This window comes from Nonomuraea sp. NPDC003804 (genome assembly GCF_040610675.1).
GTDB lineage: Bacteria > Actinomycetota > Actinomycetes > Streptosporangiales > Streptosporangiaceae > Nonomuraea.
This window is the reverse complement of the sequence record NZ_JBEXMT010000016.1, coordinates 1-17,744: the sequence shown is the minus strand read 5'-3', so window position 1 is coordinate 17,744 and position 17,744 is coordinate 1. Positions and strand designations below refer to the sequence as shown.

Annotated in this window: 16 protein-coding genes; 10 read left to right on the top strand and 6 right to left on the bottom strand. The window is 70.7% G+C overall.

Annotation, left to right across the window (positions count from 1 at the left end):
- Positions 1-393: 393 nt before the first annotated feature.
- The 4 genes from ABZX22_RS22215 to ABZX22_RS22200 form a co-directional block, all read right to left on the bottom strand.
- On the bottom strand, positions 394-1,689 hold the full coding sequence (locus ABZX22_RS22215; protein WP_354912056.1) for an MFS transporter: 1,296 nt from the start codon (positions 1,687-1,689) through the stop codon (positions 394-396).
- A 310-nt stretch (positions 1,690-1,999) separates the two neighbouring features.
- Positions 2,000-2,350: a nuclear transport factor 2 family protein gene (locus ABZX22_RS22210; protein ID WP_354912053.1), complete on the bottom strand. Its 351-nt coding sequence runs from the start codon at positions 2,348-2,350 to the stop codon at positions 2,000-2,002.
- Between the two features lie 49 nt (positions 2,351-2,399).
- A complete protein-coding gene (locus tag ABZX22_RS22205) occupies positions 2,400-2,801 on the bottom strand; it encodes a hypothetical protein (protein WP_354912050.1) in 402 nt (133 codons plus the stop codon).
- A 440-nt stretch (positions 2,802-3,241) separates the two neighbouring features.
- Entirely contained in the window at positions 3,242-4,897 is a 1,656-nt protein-coding gene (locus ABZX22_RS22200) for a class I adenylate-forming enzyme family protein (protein ID WP_354912047.1), read from the bottom strand.
- Between the two features lie 213 nt (positions 4,898-5,110).
- On the opposite strand from ABZX22_RS22200, the gene argC reads away from it, so the two are divergent.
- The 9 genes from argC (at position 5,111) to ABZX22_RS22155 (ending at position 14,108) form a co-directional block, all read left to right on the top strand.
- A complete protein-coding gene (argC, locus tag ABZX22_RS22195) occupies positions 5,111-6,136 on the top strand; it encodes an N-acetyl-gamma-glutamyl-phosphate reductase (protein ID WP_354912045.1) in 1,026 nt (341 codons plus the stop codon).
- 67 nt (positions 6,137-6,203) lie between these two features.
- A complete protein-coding gene (gene argJ, locus ABZX22_RS22190) occupies positions 6,204-7,358 on the top strand; it encodes a bifunctional glutamate N-acetyltransferase/amino-acid acetyltransferase ArgJ (RefSeq protein WP_354912042.1) in 1,155 nt (384 codons plus the stop codon).
- Positions 7,355-8,227 (top strand): acetylglutamate kinase, encoded by an 873-nt coding sequence (gene argB / locus ABZX22_RS22185; protein WP_354912039.1) that lies wholly within the window; start codon positions 7,355-7,357, stop codon positions 8,225-8,227. The genes argJ and argB overlap by 4 nt, the downstream gene beginning before the upstream one ends.
- Positions 8,227-9,396 carry an acetylornithine transaminase gene (locus ABZX22_RS22180; RefSeq protein ID WP_354912038.1) on the top strand — a complete coding sequence of 390 codons (1,170 nt, stop codon included), beginning with the start codon at positions 8,227-8,229 and terminating at the stop codon, positions 9,394-9,396. The genes argB and ABZX22_RS22180 overlap by 1 nt, the downstream gene beginning before the upstream one ends.
- Complete coding sequence (argF, locus tag ABZX22_RS22175; RefSeq protein WP_354912037.1) at positions 9,389-10,336, top strand: ornithine carbamoyltransferase; 948 nt, start codon at positions 9,389-9,391, stop codon at positions 10,334-10,336. Before ABZX22_RS22180 ends, argF begins: the two co-directional genes overlap by 8 nt.
- Positions 10,333-10,842 (top strand): arginine repressor, encoded by a 510-nt coding sequence (locus ABZX22_RS22170; protein ID WP_354912034.1) that lies wholly within the window; start codon positions 10,333-10,335, stop codon positions 10,840-10,842. The genes argF and ABZX22_RS22170 overlap by 4 nt, the downstream gene beginning before the upstream one ends.
- Positions 10,843-10,844: 2 nt before the next feature.
- The gene (locus tag ABZX22_RS22165; protein WP_354912032.1) at positions 10,845-12,044 is read left to right on the top strand and encodes an argininosuccinate synthase; all 1,200 of its coding nucleotides are present in this window, start codon (positions 10,845-10,847) and stop codon (positions 12,042-12,044) included.
- 34 nt (positions 12,045-12,078) lie between these two features.
- Positions 12,079-13,500, top strand: a complete 1,422-nt coding sequence (argH, locus tag ABZX22_RS22160) for an argininosuccinate lyase (RefSeq protein WP_354912029.1) — start codon at positions 12,079-12,081, stop codon at positions 13,498-13,500.
- On the top strand, positions 13,482-14,108 hold the full coding sequence (locus ABZX22_RS22155) for a DNA-3-methyladenine glycosylase (RefSeq protein WP_354912026.1): 627 nt from the start codon (positions 13,482-13,484) through the stop codon (positions 14,106-14,108). The genes argH and ABZX22_RS22155 overlap by 19 nt, the downstream gene beginning before the upstream one ends.
- On the opposite strand, the gene ABZX22_RS22150 is transcribed toward ABZX22_RS22155, so the two are convergent.
- Positions 14,045-14,449 carry a PH domain-containing protein gene (locus ABZX22_RS22150; protein WP_354912023.1) on the bottom strand — a complete coding sequence of 135 codons (405 nt, stop codon included), beginning with the start codon at positions 14,447-14,449 and terminating at the stop codon, positions 14,045-14,047. The genes ABZX22_RS22155 and ABZX22_RS22150 overlap by 64 nt on opposite strands.
- Before the next feature lie 89 nt (positions 14,450-14,538).
- On the opposite strand from ABZX22_RS22150, the gene tyrS reads away from it, so the two are divergent.
- Positions 14,539-15,804 (top strand): tyrosine--tRNA ligase, encoded by a 1,266-nt coding sequence (tyrS, locus tag ABZX22_RS22145; protein ID WP_354912021.1) that lies wholly within the window; start codon positions 14,539-14,541, stop codon positions 15,802-15,804.
- 27 nt (positions 15,805-15,831) lie between these two features.
- On the opposite strand, the gene ABZX22_RS22140 is transcribed toward tyrS, so the two are convergent.
- Positions 15,832-17,316, bottom strand: a complete 1,485-nt coding sequence (locus ABZX22_RS22140; protein WP_354912019.1) for a glycosyltransferase family 39 protein — start codon at positions 17,314-17,316, stop codon at positions 15,832-15,834.
- Positions 17,317-17,744 lie beyond the last annotated feature (428 nt).

The following is a 17,744-nucleotide window of genomic DNA, read 5'->3' as shown; positions in this document are numbered from 1 at the left end:
GCGTGCCGCCTCGACGGCGCCCCGGCGGTAGGTCATCTGCGTGCCTTCGACTGGCGATGTGCCGCGCTGCGACTGCCGCCCCGGCAGTTGATCATGGGGCGTGCCGTCTCATGGCCGGTACCCGATGGCAGGTCACCAGGCATGCCCTCCCCGAGCGGCGACGTGCCGCCGGGAAGGCCCGGGCGGCATCACTGGGCACGCGCCGGCTGGGGACGTGTCCTGTCGCCGGGCCGGTCGTAGCGGTGGTATCACCACTGGGCAGGCTGCGTCGGAGGTACCACCGGGTATGCCCCGGGCGGCGGTATCAGCGGGCGTGCTCCGCCGGGGTGGCACCGCCGAGGCGGCGCGGACCCGGGCCCGGGCGGCTGGGGCCGGCAGGGCCGCACGTCGGCGTCAGGCCTGGGAGGTGGCGGCCTCGCGGCGTGCCTTCTCGGCCAGCGCGTGTTCGCTGGTCCTGGCGTCGTAGGTGCGGAAGGACGGCAGCAGCCACGCCAGCAGCGCCACCGAGCCCACGCACAGCAGCCCGCCCAACCCCAGGGAGAACCGGGCGCCTCCGGCCTGCGCCATGAGCCCGGCCCTGGCGTTGCCGAGCATCGGGCCGCTGGCGTAGGAGAGCAGCTCGACGCCCGCCAGGCGGCCGCGCAGTTCCTCCGGGATGGTCTGGTTCCACATGGTCATCCGGAAGATGCCGCTGACCATGTCGGCCGCGCCCGCCAGTGCCAGGCAGAGAAAGATCGCCCAGATGTTGGGGATCACCGCCGCGAGCGCGATCGCCGCCCCCCACAGCGCCGCCGCCAGGATCACGCCGAGTCCCTGTCGTTGCACGCGCGCCGCCCAGGCCCCCGTGAGCGAGGCGACGAGCGAGCCGACCGCGCCGGCCGAATACAGCAGGCCGAGCGCCTGGGGAGCGCCGTAGTGGTCGACGATGAACGGGAACAGCGCCGTCGACATGGCGAACACCATCGCGGCGACGTCGACCAGATAGGTGCCCATCAGGTCGCGCCTGCCGACGGCGTAGCGGACGCCCTCGACCAGCGAGCTCAGCGAGGCCGGAGCGGCGTCCTCCTTCGGCGGGACAGCCGCGATCCGCCACAGCAGCAGCAGCGAGAGCACGAAGCTGAGGGTGTCGACCGCGTAGGCGGTGGCGACGCTGAACGTGGTCACCAGCAGGCCGCCGAGGGCGGGCGCCGTGATGGCGCCGATGTTCCAGCGCAGGCTGGCCAGCACGGCCGCGGAACCCAGCTGGTCGTGCCTGACCACCTGCGGGATCAGCGCCTCCAGACTCGGCCGCTGCAGGCTGGCCAGACCGGTGGACAGCGCGCCGACCACGTACAGCACCCACACCTGCGGCTCGGGCAGGATCGCGTTGACCATCAGAAGCGCCGAGGTCACCATGAGCCCGACCTCGCCCAGCAGGATGACCTTGCGCCGGTCGAGCGAGTCGGCGATCGCGCCGCCCCACAGCCCGCAGATCACCATGGGCACGAACTCCGCCAGGCTCACCAGGCCGACCGCGACGTAGGAGCCGGTCAGCTCCTTCATCTGGTACGGCACCGCGACCATCGTGATGAACGTGCCGAACATGGTGATGACGCCGGAGGCCATCAGCAGCCGATAGTCGCGGGATTCGCGCAGCGGACCCAGGTCGATGGCGAAGTGGGCGAGCAGGCGCTTGAGTCGGTCGGACACGAGGGTTCATTCTGTTTCGGGGCCGCGGGCCGGCGCAAAGGATTTTCCACCGCCCGGCAGGAGGAAGCGCCGGCGTGCCGGCCCCTCGCGTGATGGCCTCCCACGCGATGGCCTCCCACGTGATGGCCCCTCCGCGTGATGGCCCCTCCGCGTGACGGCTCCCTCGCGTGATGGCTTCCCAGCCGATGGCTCCTTCGCGTGATGGCCCCACATGATGGGCCCCCGCCGGATGGCCCGGTGTGACGGCCTCCGCGTGAGGGTCCGAGCATGACGAAGGCCCCCGGGGTCCGGGGGCCTTCGAGTGGATCGCTCAGCCGGGCACTTTGTCGAGAAAGCCGAGCACCTGGCGGATCCTGCCGTCCTCGGCGAGCTTCACCACGTCGAACCCGACGGCCAGCGCCTCGCCGCCGGCGGGGCCGAGGTGCCAGGTGAAGCGGACCAGGTCGTGGTGGGCGTCGTCAAGCTCGCCGGGGGTGAAGACCAGGCCGGGGAACATCTCCTGGGCTCCGGCGATCACCGCGGCGATGCCCTCGTGGCCGGCCACGTCCGCCATGGGGTCGGTGTAGGTGGCGTCCTCGGTCCAGAGCTCGGCGACGGCCTTGGCGCGGGCCTCGGCGTCGGTCTCGTTCCAGGCGGCCAGGTAGCGCTCGACGATGGTCATGGTGTTCTCGTCCTTTCCTGTCGGTGAGAGGGTCGGGTCGGTGAGGGGGTCAGGCGGCCTTGCGCAGGCCCATGATCTGCAGTTCGGCGAAGCCGGCCACCACGAGCGCCTGGGCGATGGCCCAGATCGCGCCGATGGTGGTGAAGTCCATGAGGCCGGTGACGACGGTGGCGACGCTGCCGAGGGTCCACACGATGTTCAGGGCGATCACGGCCTGGGTGGCGGCCCTGCTGATGGTCGCCCGGCTGGCGAGGAAGCCGACCGCCGCGCCGTAGACGAGGAGGAAGACGCCGATCTCGCGCAGGACGCCGGCGTCGGCGCCGAGGAGCGCGCCGACGGGGGCGGCGGCCAGCAGGTAGATCAGCCCGTTGCCGCCGGTGATGATGGCGTCCGCGGCCAGGGCCAGGCGCAGGAACTTGGCGCGGTCGGCGGTGACGGGGATGGTGGTCATCGTGTGCTCCTTCGGAAGGGTGTTTCGTTCCGGTGGTGCAACCGTGTCATCAGGGACATCAAGGCGGCGATTACGCGGGAGGTAACGACGACCGCCTGTGGCGCGCTGACCTGCGACAAAGCAAAATAAGAACGCTCTTCCACCCACCGAGGGCGCGGATGAGCGCGCGTCAAGAGGGGTGGAAGAGCGCGGGTCGAGAGGGTGGAAGAGCGCGGGTCGAGAGGGCGGAAGGGCGCGGGCCCGAGGGGATGAGCGCGCGTCAAGGGGGTCAAGGGGGGTGGAAGGGCGCGGTTTCGAGGGGATGAGCGCGGGTCAAGGGGGGGGAAGGGCACTGGCCGGAGGGATGAGCTCACGGGGCAAGGGGGGACGGAAGAGCGGGCCTCGGGCCGCTCAGCAGGGCCGGTCAGCGCTCAGTAGGGCCGGTCAGTAGGAGCCGGGCATCAGGGTCGGTCGGGGCCCAGGACCTCCTGGCGCAGCCGGGTCTTGAGGATCTTGCCGCCCGGGTTGCGCGGCAGCTCGCTGTCCCTGAACCAGTAGTGGGCAGGCACCTTGAACCCGGCGATCCGTTCCTTCAGGAACGCCGTCAGCTCCTCGGCCGTGGCGGGGGCCGACAGCCGGACCACCGCGCCCACCTCCTCGCCGAGCTCGTCGTGCGGTACGCCGATCACCGCCGCGTCGTCCACGGACGGGTGTTCGAACAGCGCCGCCTCGACCTCCGCGCAGTACACGTTCTCGCCGCCGCGGATCACCATGTCCTTCGCCCGGTCGACGATGTACACGAAGCCTTCGTCGTCCACCCGCGCCAGGTCGCCGGTGTGCAGCCACCCGTCGATGAAGGTCTCGGCCGTCGCCGCGGGCTTGTTCCAGTAGCCGAGGATGACGTTGGGTCCCCGCAGGCACAGTTCGCCCACCTCGCCGGCGGGCAGCGGCGCGCCTGTGGGGTCGGTGACGCGCACGTCGACGACGGCGGAGGGCAGTCCGATGCTGTCCGGTCTGCGGGCGTAGTCGGCGCCCGCGTTGTTGATCGTCAGGGCCGTGGTCTCCGTCAGGCCGTAACCGTTGCTCGGTGCGCGGCCCGGCAGTTCGGCGCTGATGCGCTCCATGAGCTTGGGCGGTGCGGGGGCGCCGCCGTACGAGATGCCGGTGAGGGACGACAGGTCGTACTTGCCCACATCGGGGTGCGACAGCAGCTGCCAGGCGTTGGTGGGCACGCCGGTCATGCCGGTGATCTGCTCGCGTTCGATGAGCTGCAGCGCCCGCTCGGGGTCCCACTTGTACATGAGCACGAGAGCGCCTCCGGTGAACATGGTGCCCATGAGGACGGCGAAGCAGCCCGTCACGTGGAACAGCGGCACGGTCAGCAGCGTCACGCGCCGCTCACCCGTCAGGCCGGACGGGTCCTTGCCCGCCATGACGACCGCTCTGATCAGCGAGTAGGCGACGGTCATCGGGGCCTGGCCGAGGTTGCGGTGGCTGCCGAGCGCCCCCTTGGGCAGCCCCGTCGTGCCGGAGGTGTAGAAGATCGTGGCCGGGTCCTCGGGCGACAGCTCCACCTCGGGAAGCGTCACGTCCGGCCTGACCTCGCCCATGACCTCGTTCCACGGCCTGCCGTGTCCCGACCCTCTGGTGACGATCAGCGGCACGCCTGTGCCGGCCAGCCGCTCGGCGCGCTCGCCGTCGGCGATCAGCACCTTGGCGCCCGAGTCCGTGACCCCGTAGTCGAGCTCCTGCGCGGTCCACCACGCGTTCAGCGGTACGGCGATCGCCCCCGCGGCGAGCACGGCGGAGAAGGAGACGACCCATTCCGGGTAGTTGCGCATGGCGATCGCGACCCTGTCACCCTTGGCGACGCCGTACTCCTCGGTGAGCCTGCGCGCCAGGGTCGCCGCCTGCCGGTAGTGCTCCTCGTAGCTGATCCGCTCGTCCTCGTAGACGAGGAAGTCCTTCTCGCCCTGGAACCGACTGTTCTCGAGCATCGTGCGGAAGTGTCCGGGTGCGTGCTTCCACGTACGGATCCCGGAGTCGAGCGCCTCGGTTTCGAACAGCTGGCCCGCCGCCGTGAGCTGGGCCTGGACCTGGGTGTGCGTGATGCTCATGGGCAAGAACTCCCGCAGGGTCTGTGAACCGGAGTTTTCACAGTACCGACCGGTAGGTACGTGACGCTAGATCCTCAATTCTGAGTGATTATGCACTCTTTGGGTGTTTAGTCCCATCTCGCGATGCGGGCGCGCAGGCCGAGCTTGCTTGCATGTTCATCGACTCGCATGCATAATCTTTCTAAGCAAGAGCATGAGTAAGGGTGAATGATTATGCAGCGTGTGGCGATCGCCGGAGCCAGCGGCTATGCCGGAGGTGAGCTCGCGCGCCTGCTGCTCATGCATCCTGAGCTGGAGATCGGCGCGCTGACCGCGGCCACGAGCGCGGGCAGCCCGCTCGGCGCCCACCAGCCGCACCTGCCCCAGCTGGCCGGCCGGATCATTCAGGAAACCACCGCCGAGACCCTCGCCGGCCACGACGTGGTCTTCCTCGCCCTCCCGCACGGCCAGTCCGCCGCGGTCGCCGCCCAGCTCGACGACGACACGGTGGTCGTCGACTGCGGAGCCGACCACCGGCTCGCCGACCCCGCCGCGTGGGCGGAGTTCTACGGCGGAGCCCACGCGGGCACCTGGCCGTACGGCCTGCCCGAGCTTCCCGGCCAGCGCGACCTGCTCAAGGCCGCCCGGCGCATCGCCGTACCCGGCTGCTACCCGACGGCCGTCACCCTGGCCCTCTTCCCGGCCTTCGCGGAAGGGCTCGCCGAGCCCGACGTGGTCGTGGTGGCCGCCACCGGCACCAGCGGCGCCGGCAAGGCGCTCAAGCCGCACCTGCTCGGCAGCGAGGTCATGGGCTCGGTCAGCGCCTACGGCGTCGGCGGCGTCCACCGCCACACGCCCGAGATGGAGCAGAACCTGTCGGCCGTGGCGGGTGTCCCCGTCACCGTCGCCTTCACCCCGATGCTGGCCCCGATGAGCCGCGGCATCCTCGCGACCTGCACGGCTCCCGCCGCCCCCGGCCTCACCACCGCCACGCTGCGCGAGGCCTACGACAGCGCGCTGAAGGACGAGCCGTTCGTCACGCTGCTGCCCGAAGGCACCTGGCCCGCCACCGCGATGACCTACGGCGCCAACACCGCGGCCCTGCAGGTCACGCTGGACGAGCGAGCCGGCCGCGTGGTCGCCGTCATCGCCATCGACAACCTCACCAAGGGCACGGCGGGCGGCGCGATCCAGAGCGTCAACCTCGCCCTCGGCCTACCAGAAGAGCTCGGCCTTCCTCAGAACGGAGTCGCCCCGTGAGCGAGCGTGGCGAGGGAACCATCAAACACTGTGCGTTGACGCTCATGCGTCCGACGAAGGAGGACGCATGAGCGTCACAGCACCCCTCGGATTCAAGGCCGCAGGCATCACCGCGGGCATCAAGGCCAGCGGTCACCGCGACCTGGCCCTCGTCGTCAACGAGGGGCCCCGCCGCGCCGCGGCGGGCGTCTTCACCGCCAACCGCGTGAAGGCCGCCCCCGTCCTGTGGTCACAGCAGGTCCTGGCCGGCGGCAGGGTGCGCGCGGTCGTCCTCAACTCCGGCGGCGCCAACGCCTGCACGGGTCCCGAGGGCTTCCAGGACACCCACGCCACGGCGGAGAAGGTCGCCGAGGTGCTGGCCGACTCGGCCGGCGAGATCGCGGTGTGCTCCACCGGCCTGATCGGCGAGCGGCTGCCCATGGACCGGCTGCTGGCCGGCGTCGACAGCGCCGCCACCCAGCTCTCCCGCGACGGTGGCCTGGCGGCGGCCGACGCGATCCGCACGACCGACACCGTCTCCAAGATCTCCTTCAAGCGCGGCGACGGCGGCTACATGGTCGGCGGCATGGCCAAGGGCGCCGGCATGCTCGCCCCCGCCCTGGCGACCATGCTGTGCGTCATCACCACCGACGCCGACCTGTCGGCCGAGCAGCTCGACACGGTGCTGCGCAAGGCCACGTCGAAGACCTTCGACCGGCTCGACGCCGACGGCTGCATGTCCACCAACGACACCGTGCTGCTGCTGGCCAGCGGCGCCTCCGGCATCATCCCCGACCTCGACGAGTTCGAGAAGAAGATCACCGAGGTCTGCGCCGACCTGGCGCGGCAGCTGCTGGTCGACGCCGAGGGCGCCTCCAAGGCGATCGCCATCGAGGTCGTCGGCGCGGCCAGCGAGGACGACGCGGTCACCGTCGGCCGTACGGTCTCCCGCTCCAACCTCCTCAAGTGCGCCATCCACGGCGAGGATCCCAACTGGGGCCGCGTCCTGTCGGCGGTCGGCACCACCGACGCGGTCTTCGAGCCCGACCGGATCAACGTGGCCATCAACGGCATCTGGATCTGCAGGGGCGGCGCCGTCGGCGACGACCGCGCCAAGGTCGACATGCGTCCCCGCGACGTCACCATCACCATCGACCTGTCGGCAGGACCGCACTCGGCGACCATCCACACGACGGACCTGACCGCCGCCTACGTCCACGAGAACTCGGCGTACAGCTCATGAGGGCCAACGGAGCGCTCGCCAAGGCGAGCACGCTGATCGAGGCGCTGCCCTGGCTGGCCAGGTTCAGCGGCGCCACCGTCGTCATCAAGTACGGCGGCAACGCCATGACCGAGGACTCCCTCAAGGAGGGCTTCGCCGAGGACATCGTCTTCCTGCGCTACGCGGGCCTCAAGCCCGTCGTCGTGCACGGCGGAGGGCCGCAGATCAACGCCCAGCTCGACCGGCTGGGCATCGAGTCGACGTTCACCGCGGGGCTTCGGGTCACCACGTCCGAGGCCATGCAGGTCGTCAGGATGGTCCTGGTCGGCCAGGTCAACCGCGACGTCGTCGGCATGATCAACCGGCACGGCCCGTTCGCCGTCGGCATGTCAGGCGAGGACGCCCACCTGTTCACCGCCGAGCGCAAGCACGCCGTCGTCGACGGCGAGCCGGTCGACATCGGCCAGGTCGGCGAGATCGTCAGGGTCGAGCCCGGCGCGGTCCGGGCGATGCTCGACGACGGCCGCATCCCCGTCGTCTCCAGCGTCGCCCGCGGCGACGACGGGGAGATCTACAACGTCAACGCCGACACCGCCGCCGCCGCGCTGGCCGTCGCGCTCGACGCGCAGAAGCTGATCGTGCTCACCGACGTCGAGGGCCTGTACGCCAACTGGCCCGAGGACACCGACGTGATCGACCGGCTCAAGGCGGCCGAGCTGGCCGAGCTGCTGCCGACGCTGTCCAGCGGCATGGTGCCCAAGATGGAGGCCTGCCTGACGGCCGTGCAGGGCGGCGTGCCGCAGGCGCACGTCCTCGACGGCCGCGTGCCCCACTCCCTGCTGCTCGAGATCTTCACCGACCACGGAATCGGAACCATGGTGATGCCCTGATGAACCTGTATCAGAGGTTCGAGAACGCCTTCATGCCGAACTACGGCGTCCCGCCGCTGGCTCTGGCCCGAGGCGAGGGCACCACCGTGTGGGACGTCGACGGCCGGCCGTACCTCGACTTCATCGGCGGGATCGCGGTCGACTCGCTCGGCCACGCCCACCCCGCGCTGGTGGAGGCGGTCTCCCGGCAGGTGGCCACCATCGCCCACACCAGCAACCTGTTCCTGCACGAGCCCGAGGTGCTGCTCGCCGAGAAGCTGCTGGAGCTGCTGAAGGAGCCCGCCAGGATCTTCTTCGCCAACTCCGGCACCGAGGCGAACGAGGCCGCCTACAAGCTGTCGGTCAAGTACGGCAAGGCCACCGGCCGCTCCTACTTCGTCGCCACCGAGAACGGCTTCCACGGCCGCACCATGGGCGCCCTGTCGCTGACCGGCAAGAAGGCCATCCGCGACCAGTTCGGCCCGTTCCCTGTCGAGGTCCGCTTCGTGCCGTACGGCGACGCCGACGCGCTCGCCCAGGCCGTCACCGAGGACTGCATCGCCGTCTTCCTCGAGCCCACGCAGGGCGAGGCGGGCGTCGTGCCGCCGCCGGACGGCTACCTCAAGGCCGCCCGCGAGATCTGCACCGCGACGGGGGCGCTGCTGGTCGCCGACGAGATCCAGTCGGCCATCGGCCGGACGGGACACTGGTTCGCCCACCAGGCCGACGGCGTCGTGCCCGACATCCTCACCCTGGCCAAGGGCCTGGGCGGCGGGCTGCCGATCGGCGCGTGCGTGGGCTTCGGCTTCGCCGGCACGCTGTTCGAGAAGGGCGATCACGGCTCGACGTTCGGCGGCAACCCGGTCTCCTGCGCCGCCGCGCTGGCCGTCCTGGACAACGTCGACCTCGACCACGTCAACCGGGCCGCCGACCTGCTGTGGTCGGGCCTGGAGGAGGTGCGGCACCCGCTGCTGAAGGGCGTGCGCGGCCGCGGCCTCTGGCTGGCGCTGGTGCTCCACCAGCCGGTCTCCGGCAAGGTGCAGCAGGCCGCCCAGAACGCCGGATTCCTGGTCAACGCCCTGCAGCCCGACGCGGTACGGCTCGCCCCTCCGCTGGTGGTGACGGCCGAGGAGATCCGCTCCTTCGTCGCCGCCCTCCCCTCCATCCTCGAAGAGGCCTCCCGTGACTAGACCACCCGTCCGGCACTTCCTGAAGGACGACGACCTTTCGCCCGCCGAGCAGGCCGAGGTGCTCGACCTGGCCGCGGCGATGAAGAAGGACCCGTACGGCTACCGCCCCTTCGCGGGCCCCAGGACCGTCGCCGTCCTGTTCGACAAGCCGTCCACCAGGACGCGTGTCTCCTTCGCCGTCGGCATCGGCGAGCTGGGCGGCCTCCCCATGATCATCGACGGCGGCACGTCCCAGATGGGCCGCGGCGAGCCGATCGAGGACACCGCCAAGGTGCTGGAGCGCCAGGTGGCCGCCATCGTGTGGCGGACCGGCGCCCAGCAGCGCATCGACGCCATGGCCGCGGCCTCGGGCGTGCCCGTGGTCAACGCCCTGACCGACGAGTACCACCCCTGCCAGATCCTCGCCGACCTGCAGACCGTCAGGGAGCGTTTCGGCAGGACCGAGGGGCTGACGCTGGCCTACTTCGGCGACGGCGCCAACAACATGGCCCACTCCTACCTGCTCGGAGGCGCCACCGCCGGCATGCACGTGCGGATCGCCGCGCCGTCCGGCTTCCAGCCCGATCCCGCGATCCTGGCCAGGGCCGCGGAGATCGCGGAACAGACCGGCGGCACCGTCGCCGTCCGCCAGGACCCGGTGGTCGCCGCGCACGGCGCCGACGTCGTCGCCACCGACACCTGGGTGTCCATGGGGCAGGACGGCAAGGATGAGCGCGTCGCGGCGCTCATGCCGTACCAGGTGAACTCCGCGCTGCTGGCCCACGCCGCGCCCGAGGCCGTCGTGCTGCACTGCCTGCCCGCCTACCGCGGCTACGAGATCAGCGCCGAGGTGCTCGACGGCCCCCGCAGCGTGGTGTGGGACCAGGCGGAGAACCGCCGCCACGCGCAGAAGGCGCTCCTGCAGTGGCTGGTGACGGCACCGGCGAAGGAGTCCCGATGACCATCCCCATGACCAAGGTGGCGCGACAGGCCAAGATCACCGAGCTGCTGCAGCGCCAGGCCGTGCGCTCCCAGCCGGAGCTGGCCAAGCTGCTCGCCGAGAGCGGGGTCGAGGTCACCCAGGCCACGCTCTCCCGCGACCTGGACGAGCTCGGCGCCCTCAAGCTGCGCGCGGAGGACGGCTCGCTGGTCTACGCCCTACCCGGCGAGGGCGGCGGGCGCATCCCGCTGGCCCGCCTCGGCACCGGCGAGTCGCCCGCCGCCAGGCTCAACCGGATCGCCGAGGAACTGCTCGTCTCCGCCGAGGCCTCGGCCAACCTCGTCATCGTCAGGACACCGCCCGGCGCCGCCCAGTTCCTCGCCTCCGCCATCGACCACGCCGACTGGGAGTCCATCCTCGGCACCGTGGCAGGAGACGACACCATCCTGGTCATCAGCCGTGACCCGCAGGGGGGCCAGGCGCTCGCGGGCAGCCTGCTCAACATCGCCAACCGCAAAGGACCATGATCATGTCTGAGAGAGTCGTGCTCGCCTTCTCCGGAGGGCTGGATACCTCCGTCGCCATTCCGTTCCTGGCCGAGAAAATGGACGCCGAGGTCATCGCCGTGGCCGTCGACCTCGGTCAGGGCGGCGAGGACATGGACGTGATCCAGAAACGCGCCCTCGACTGCGGCGCCGTCGAGTCCGTGGTGATCGACGTCAAGGACGAGTTCGCGGCCGACTTCTGCGTCCCCGCGCTGCAGGCCAACGCGCTCTACATGGACCGCTACCCGCTGCTGTCGTCGCTGTCGCGCCCGCTGATCGTCAAGCACCTGGTGTCGGCGGCCAAGCAGTTCGGCGGCACCACGGTCTCCCACGGTTGCACCGGCAAGGGCAACGACCAGGTCCGCTTCGAGGCGGGCCTGGCCGCGCTGGCCCCCGACCTCAAGGTCGTCGCGCCCGCCCGCGACTTCGCCTGGACCCGTGACAAGGCCATCGCCTTCGCCGAGGAGAAGGGCCTGCCGATCGAGACCACCAAGAAGAACCCCTACTCGATCGACCAGAACCTGTGGGGCAGGGCCATCGAGACCGGCTACCTCGAGGACATCTGGAACGGTCCCACCGAGGACATCTACGCCTACACCGCCGACCCGGCCGAGCCGCGCGAGGCCGACGAGGTCGTCATCACCTTCGAGCGCGGCGTGCCGGTCGCCCTCGACGGGCGGCTGCTCACGCCGTTCCAGATCGTCGACGAGCTGAACAGGCGGGCCGGCGCGCAGGGCGTCGGCAGGATCGACATGGTCGAGGACCGGCTCGTCGGCATCAAGTCGCGCGAGGTCTACGAGGCGCCCGGCGCCATCGCGCTCATCACCGCGCACATGGAGCTGGAGAACGTCACCGTCGAACGCGACCTGGCCCGCTTCAAGCGCGGCGTCGACCAGCGCTGGAGCGAACTCGTCTACGACGGCCTGTGGTTCTCGCCGCTCAAGCACGCCCTCGACGCGCTCATCGCCGAGGCGCAGAAGTACGTCAGCGGCGACATCAGGATGACGTTGCACGGCGGCCGCGCGGTCGTCACCGGCCGGCGCTCGGAGCAGTCGCTGTACGACTTCTCGCTGGCCACCTACGACACCGGCGACACCTTCGACCAGTCGCTCGCCAAGGGATTCGTCCAGCTGTGGAGCCTGCCGTCCAAGATCGCTGCAGCCCGTGACGTGAAGCATGGCTAGGATCGCGTGGGACTTCGCGGAGAAGACGGAGGGTATGACGGTGAGTGATGGCAAGCCGATGAGGCTGTGGGGCGGGCGCTTCGAGTCGGGCCCCGCCGACGCGCTGGCTCGGCTGTCGGTGAGCGTGCACTTCGACTGGCGGCTGGTGCCGTACGACCTGATGGCCTCGCGGGCGCACGCCCGCGTGCTGAACAGGGCGGACCTGCTGACGGACGACGAGCTCGAGCGCATGATCGGCGCGCTCGACGACCTGGAGCGCGCCTGCAAGAACGGTGAGTTCCGGCCGACGGTCGCCGACGAGGACGTGCACACCGCGCTGGAGCGGGGGCTGCTGGAGCGGCTCGGCGCCCTCGGCGGCAAGCTGCGCGCCGGGCGCAGCCGCAACGACCAGATCGCCACCGACCTGCGGCTCTACCTCCGCGACCACGTCCGCACCATCGTCTCCAGGCTGGTGGAGCTGGAGACGGCGCTGCTGGCCCAGGCCGCCGACCACGCCGACACGGCGGCGCCCGGCATGACCCACCTGCAGCACGCCCAGCCGGTCTCCTTCGGCCACCAGCTGCTGGCGCACGTGCACGCCTTCGCACGCGACATCGACCGCCTGATCGACTGGGACAAGCGGGCCGCGGTCTCGCCGCTGGGCTCCGGCGCGCTGGCCGGCTCGTCGCTGCCGCTCGACCCCGTCGTCGTCGCCGCCGAGCTCGGCTTCGACGCCGCCGCGCCGAACTCGATGGACGCCGTCGCCGACCGCGACTTCGCCGCCGAGTTCCTGTTCGACGCCGCGATGATCGGCGTCCACCTGTCGCGGCTCGGCGAGGAGATCGTCCTGTGGGCCTCGCAGGAGTTCCGCTGGATCGAGATGGACGACGCCTACTCGACCGGCTCGTCGATCATGCCGCAGAAGAAGAACCCGGACGTGGCCGAGCTCGCCCGCGGCAAGTCCGGCCGCCTCATCGGCAACCTCATGACGCTGCTGACCGTGCTCAAGGGCCTGCCGCTCACCTACAACCGCGACCTGCAGGAGGACAAGGAGCCGGTCTTCGACACCGTCGACACGCTGCTCGTCGTGCTGCCCGCGGTGGCCGGGCTGGTCTCCACCATGCGCGTCAACACCGCCCGCATGTCGGCGACCGCCTCCGACGGCTTCGCCCTGGCCACGGACCTGGCCGAGCTGCTGGTCCGCAAGGGCGTGCCCTTCCGCGAGGCGCACGAGGCCGTCGGTCACCTGGTCGTCTACTGCCAGGTCAACGACGTCGACCTCGGCGACGTGAGCGACGAGGACCTGGCCAAGGTGTCGCCGCACCTGACGCCGGACGTCCGCGACGTCCTCAACGTGCCGGGCGCCCTGGCCGCGCGCAAGGCGCACGGCGGCACGGCCCCCGACAGGGTCCGCGACCAGATCGCCGCCCTGCGCGAGACCGTCGACGTGCAGGCGGCATGGGCGTCCAACGTCTGACCAGGGACTTCTTCGACCGCCCCGCCCACGAGGTCGCACCCGACCTGCTCGGGTGCGTCCTCGTGCACGGCGACGTCGGCGTCCGGCTGACCGAGGTCGAGGCGTACGGCCTGCCGGGGGAGGACCCCGCCTCCCACACCTACCGCGGGCAGACCCCGCGCAACGCGGTCATGTTCGGCCCGCCCGGCCACCTGTACGTCTACTTCACCTACGGCATGCACTACTGCGCCAACCTCGTCTGCCTGCCCGAGGGACACGGCTCGGCGGTGCTGCTGCGCGCCGGCGAGATCGTGACCGGCCTGCCCCTGGCCCGCGCCCGTCGGCCCGCCGCCAAGGACCGCGACCTCGCGCGCGGCCCCGCCAGGCTGGCGACCGCGCTCGGCCTCGGCAGGGCCGACAACGGGCTGGACATGATCGGCCGGGTGCTCGAAGGAGAGCCGGCTCCGGAGATCCGCTCAGGACCCAGGACGGGAATCTCCAGCGCCGCCGACACGCCGTGGCGGTTCTGGATCGAGGGGGAGCCGACCGTCTCGCCGTACCGGGCTCACACGCCGCGGCGGCGCAACAACGCCGCGACCTCCGTGCAGGAGGCGCCGCCGAGCTCGTAGCCGCTCAGCAGGTGCAGGTGGTCGCCGGTGTCGATCTCGAGCATCTCGCTGCGCAGCCCGAACCGCGTGCGCACGTCGACGCGCACGTCCTCGATCTGGTCCCAGGGGACGTGCCGTCTGCCGGCGAAGCCGTGCACGACCGTGATGCCGCTCTCGTCGGCCGCCAGCCGTACAGGGGCGATCACGTCCCTGGCCGCCATCGCGCCGACCAGCAGGGTCGCGGGGACGGCCAGGACGACGCCGCGCACGTCGCCGCCGAGGTACCAGTAGACGCCGAGCCCGGCACAGGCCAGAGCCCCTAGGATCTTGAGAACGGCCAGCTCGCGACGGACCTTCCACATGGACACCGAGCGTATCCAAGTGGCGAGGATGCGTGTGTATCGGGCAGGCTAGTCCCCGTCAACCACTACATGTTGGGAAAGCCGGAATCGTGACCGACATCCTCGACGACCTCGCGTGGCGAGGCCTGATCGCGCAGTCCACCGACCTCGACGCCCTCAGGGCGTCCATGGCCAAGGGGCCGATCACGGTCTATTGCGGCTTCGACCCGACCGCGGCCTCGCTGCACGTCGGTCACTTCGTGCCGCTGCTGACGCTGCGCCGCTTCCAGCTGGCCGGCCACCGGCCCATCGGCCTGGTCGGTGGCGCCACCGGGCTGATCGGCGACCCCAGCGGACGCAACTCCGAGCGCGCGCTCAACTCCAGTGACGTCGTCGCCGGATGGGTGGAGCGGCTGCGCGGCCAGGTGGGGCGTTTCATCGACTTCGAGATCCAGCCCAACCCCGCGCTCATGGTCAGCAACCTCGACTGGACCGCCGAGCTGTCCGCGATCGACTTCCTGCGCGACATCGGCAAGCACTTCCCCGTCAACCGCATGCTGGCCCGCGAGTCGGTCTCGGCGCGCCTGGCCGGTGAGGGACTCAGCTACACCGAGTTCAGCTACCAGATCCTGCAGTCGAACGACTTCCTGGAGCTGTACCGCAGGCACGGCTGCACGCTGCAGATCGGCGGCAGCGACCAGTGGGGCAACATCACCGCGGGCGTCGACCTGGTTCGCCGCGTCGAGGGCGGGCACGTTCACGCGCTCACCCTGCCACTGATCACCAAGGCCGACGGCACCAAGTTCGGCAAGACGGCGGGCGGCGCGCTGTGGCTCGACCCGGCCATGACCTCGCCCTACGCCTTCTACCAGTACTTCCTCAACTCTGACGACCGCGACGTGATCCACTACCTCAAGGTGTTCACCTTCCGCAGCCGCGAGGAGATCGAGGAACTGGAGAAGGCCGTCGCCGAGCGGCCCTTCGCCCGCGAGGCGCAGCGAGCCCTGGCCGAGGAGCTCACCGAGCTGCTGCACGGCAAGGCCGAGCTCGACGCGGTCGTCGCCGCCTCCAAGGCGTTGTTCGGGCAGGGCACGCTCGAGGACCTGCCCGCCGCGACGCTCGAGGCGGCGCTGGCGGAGGTCCCGCTGGCCAGGGTCGCCACGCTCGGCCCGACCCTCGCCGACCTTATGGCCGAAAGTGGCCTGGTCGAGTCGAAGTCGGCGGCCCGGCGCGCGATCAAGGAGGGCGGGGCGTACCTCAACAACGTCAAGATCACCGATGAGGCGTTCACGCCCGGCGCGGACGACCTGATCCAGGGACGGTTCCTCGTCCTGCGCCGCGGCAAGAAGTCGATCGGCGGCGTCATCGTCGGCTGACCCGCCCGACCGCCGGCGGGCCTGCCCTCAGGGCAGGCCCGCCTTTCGCGTGTAGAGGGAGACCGTCAGGCCGGGGATGTCGGCCGAGTGCCAGGCCTGGGCCCGGTCGAAGCCCGCCTGCCGTACCTTCTCGATCGCCGGCAGGTCGGCGTCCTTCGCGCCGCGCCACACCAGCCAGACCCTGTCGCGGCCCGCGAGCGCGGCGGCGACGTCCACCTTCTCGGGGTAGGCGAAACTGTCGGCGGCCGGCGCCGTGCCCTCCCGCAGCACGTCGTCCGGCATGACAGCCGCGGCGTAGTAGTCGAAGCCGGTGCGCAGCGAGCTCTGGCCGTACACGATCGCGTCACCGGGCTCGAGCTTCATCCGCCGGATCGCCCACGGCACATCCTCGAAGCGGCCGTTCGGCTCCCTGATCTCCCCGTGCTGCGGTACGGCCAGCGCACCCGCGGCGACCGTGAGGGCCACGGCTGCCGGCACGGCGAAGCGGGGCAGTTCGGCCACCGCGATCGCCGCCAGCAGCGCGAGCGCGGGAGCGGTGACGAAGAGATAGCGGTCCACGTACACGGGTGTCACCAGGTGGGAGACCGCCAGCAGCAGCACGGGCGGGAGCAGCAGCCAGCCGGACAGTGCCAGGCCCCACCGGGTGTCCCTCCTGATCATGAGGACGGCACCGGCGAGCGCGACCGCGAACAGCAGCAGGCCGATCCCGCTCGCCCCCGCCGCCATCTTGGGGAACTTCAGCAGCACCTCGGGGCCACGCTGGGGGATCCAGCTGATCGCGTGGCGCTCGCCGTACCCGATGAGACCCAGCACGGCCGCAGGGACGAACCCGGCCGCCATGGCCAGGACCATGCCCCAGGGGCCCCTGGCGCTCGCGGTGACTCCGACGCTCTTGGCGCTCGCGGTGCCTCCGGCGCTCGTGGCGCTCGCGGTGCTCCTGCGGAGCAGGGCGAGGTGCGCGGGGAGGACCAGGACGGCGAACAGGTGCGTGCAGCCGACGAAAGCCACGGACATCGCGTACCGCACCCACCGGGCACGGTGCAGGCACCAGAAGGAGATCGTGACCGCCGCGGCGGCGAAGGCGTAGGACCTGGCGAAGGCGCCGTAGTAGGAGACCGAGGGAAGCACGGCGAACAGCGCCGCGGCCGTCAGGCCCGCAGTCGTCCCGTGCAGGCGCCGGCCGAGGCAGACCAGGAAGGCGGCGGCCACGCCGATGGCCACGGCCGACGGCAGCCGCAGCCAGAGCTCCGCCTCGCCGAACGCCGTCCAGAAGTGCATGAACACGTAGTAGGGCAGGAAGTGGCCGTCGATGTGCTGCGCGAGCTCCCACATGCCGGAGATGCCGCGCCTGGCCGCGCTGAGGGTGGCCAGCTCGTCCCCGTTGAGGGTCGCGCCGCCCGACCCGGTGAGCGCGACGGCGCAGGCCACGACGCCCGCCACGACGGCGAGCCAGGGCGGGGTACGGGGGAGGGCGTGTGTCGGGCTCTCGGGTGCGGCGATCGTGGCGGTCACCTAGTGGAGGATAGGGGCAGAGATCGACATGCCGGACGCAGATTTGACGTGAGGGCGATCCCGACCTAATCTCGTCTGTGCCCCGGGAGCGAGCCGGACGCCGCATGACGGCGGACGGGCCCCGAGGGGCCACTCCTTCTCCAACACAGCCACCACTTGGTATGGCGTCGCATCATCCGAAAAACCGGGTGATTGGACAACGGCCAAATGTCACGGTAAGTTGAGAGGGTTGCCCCGGAAGCGGGGTGGTCGAGATTGTAGCTGGTTCGCCCGGTTTGACAGCAAGTCGGACGAAACGGTAAAATTAAGACACAACGAACGAAGCGAGTGCGGCCGGGTGGTTGACGGTGAACGCGTCCGTTTCTTGAGAACTCAACAGTGTGTTAAAAGCCAGTGCATGAAAATATCATGCAACACCTCGTCAAATG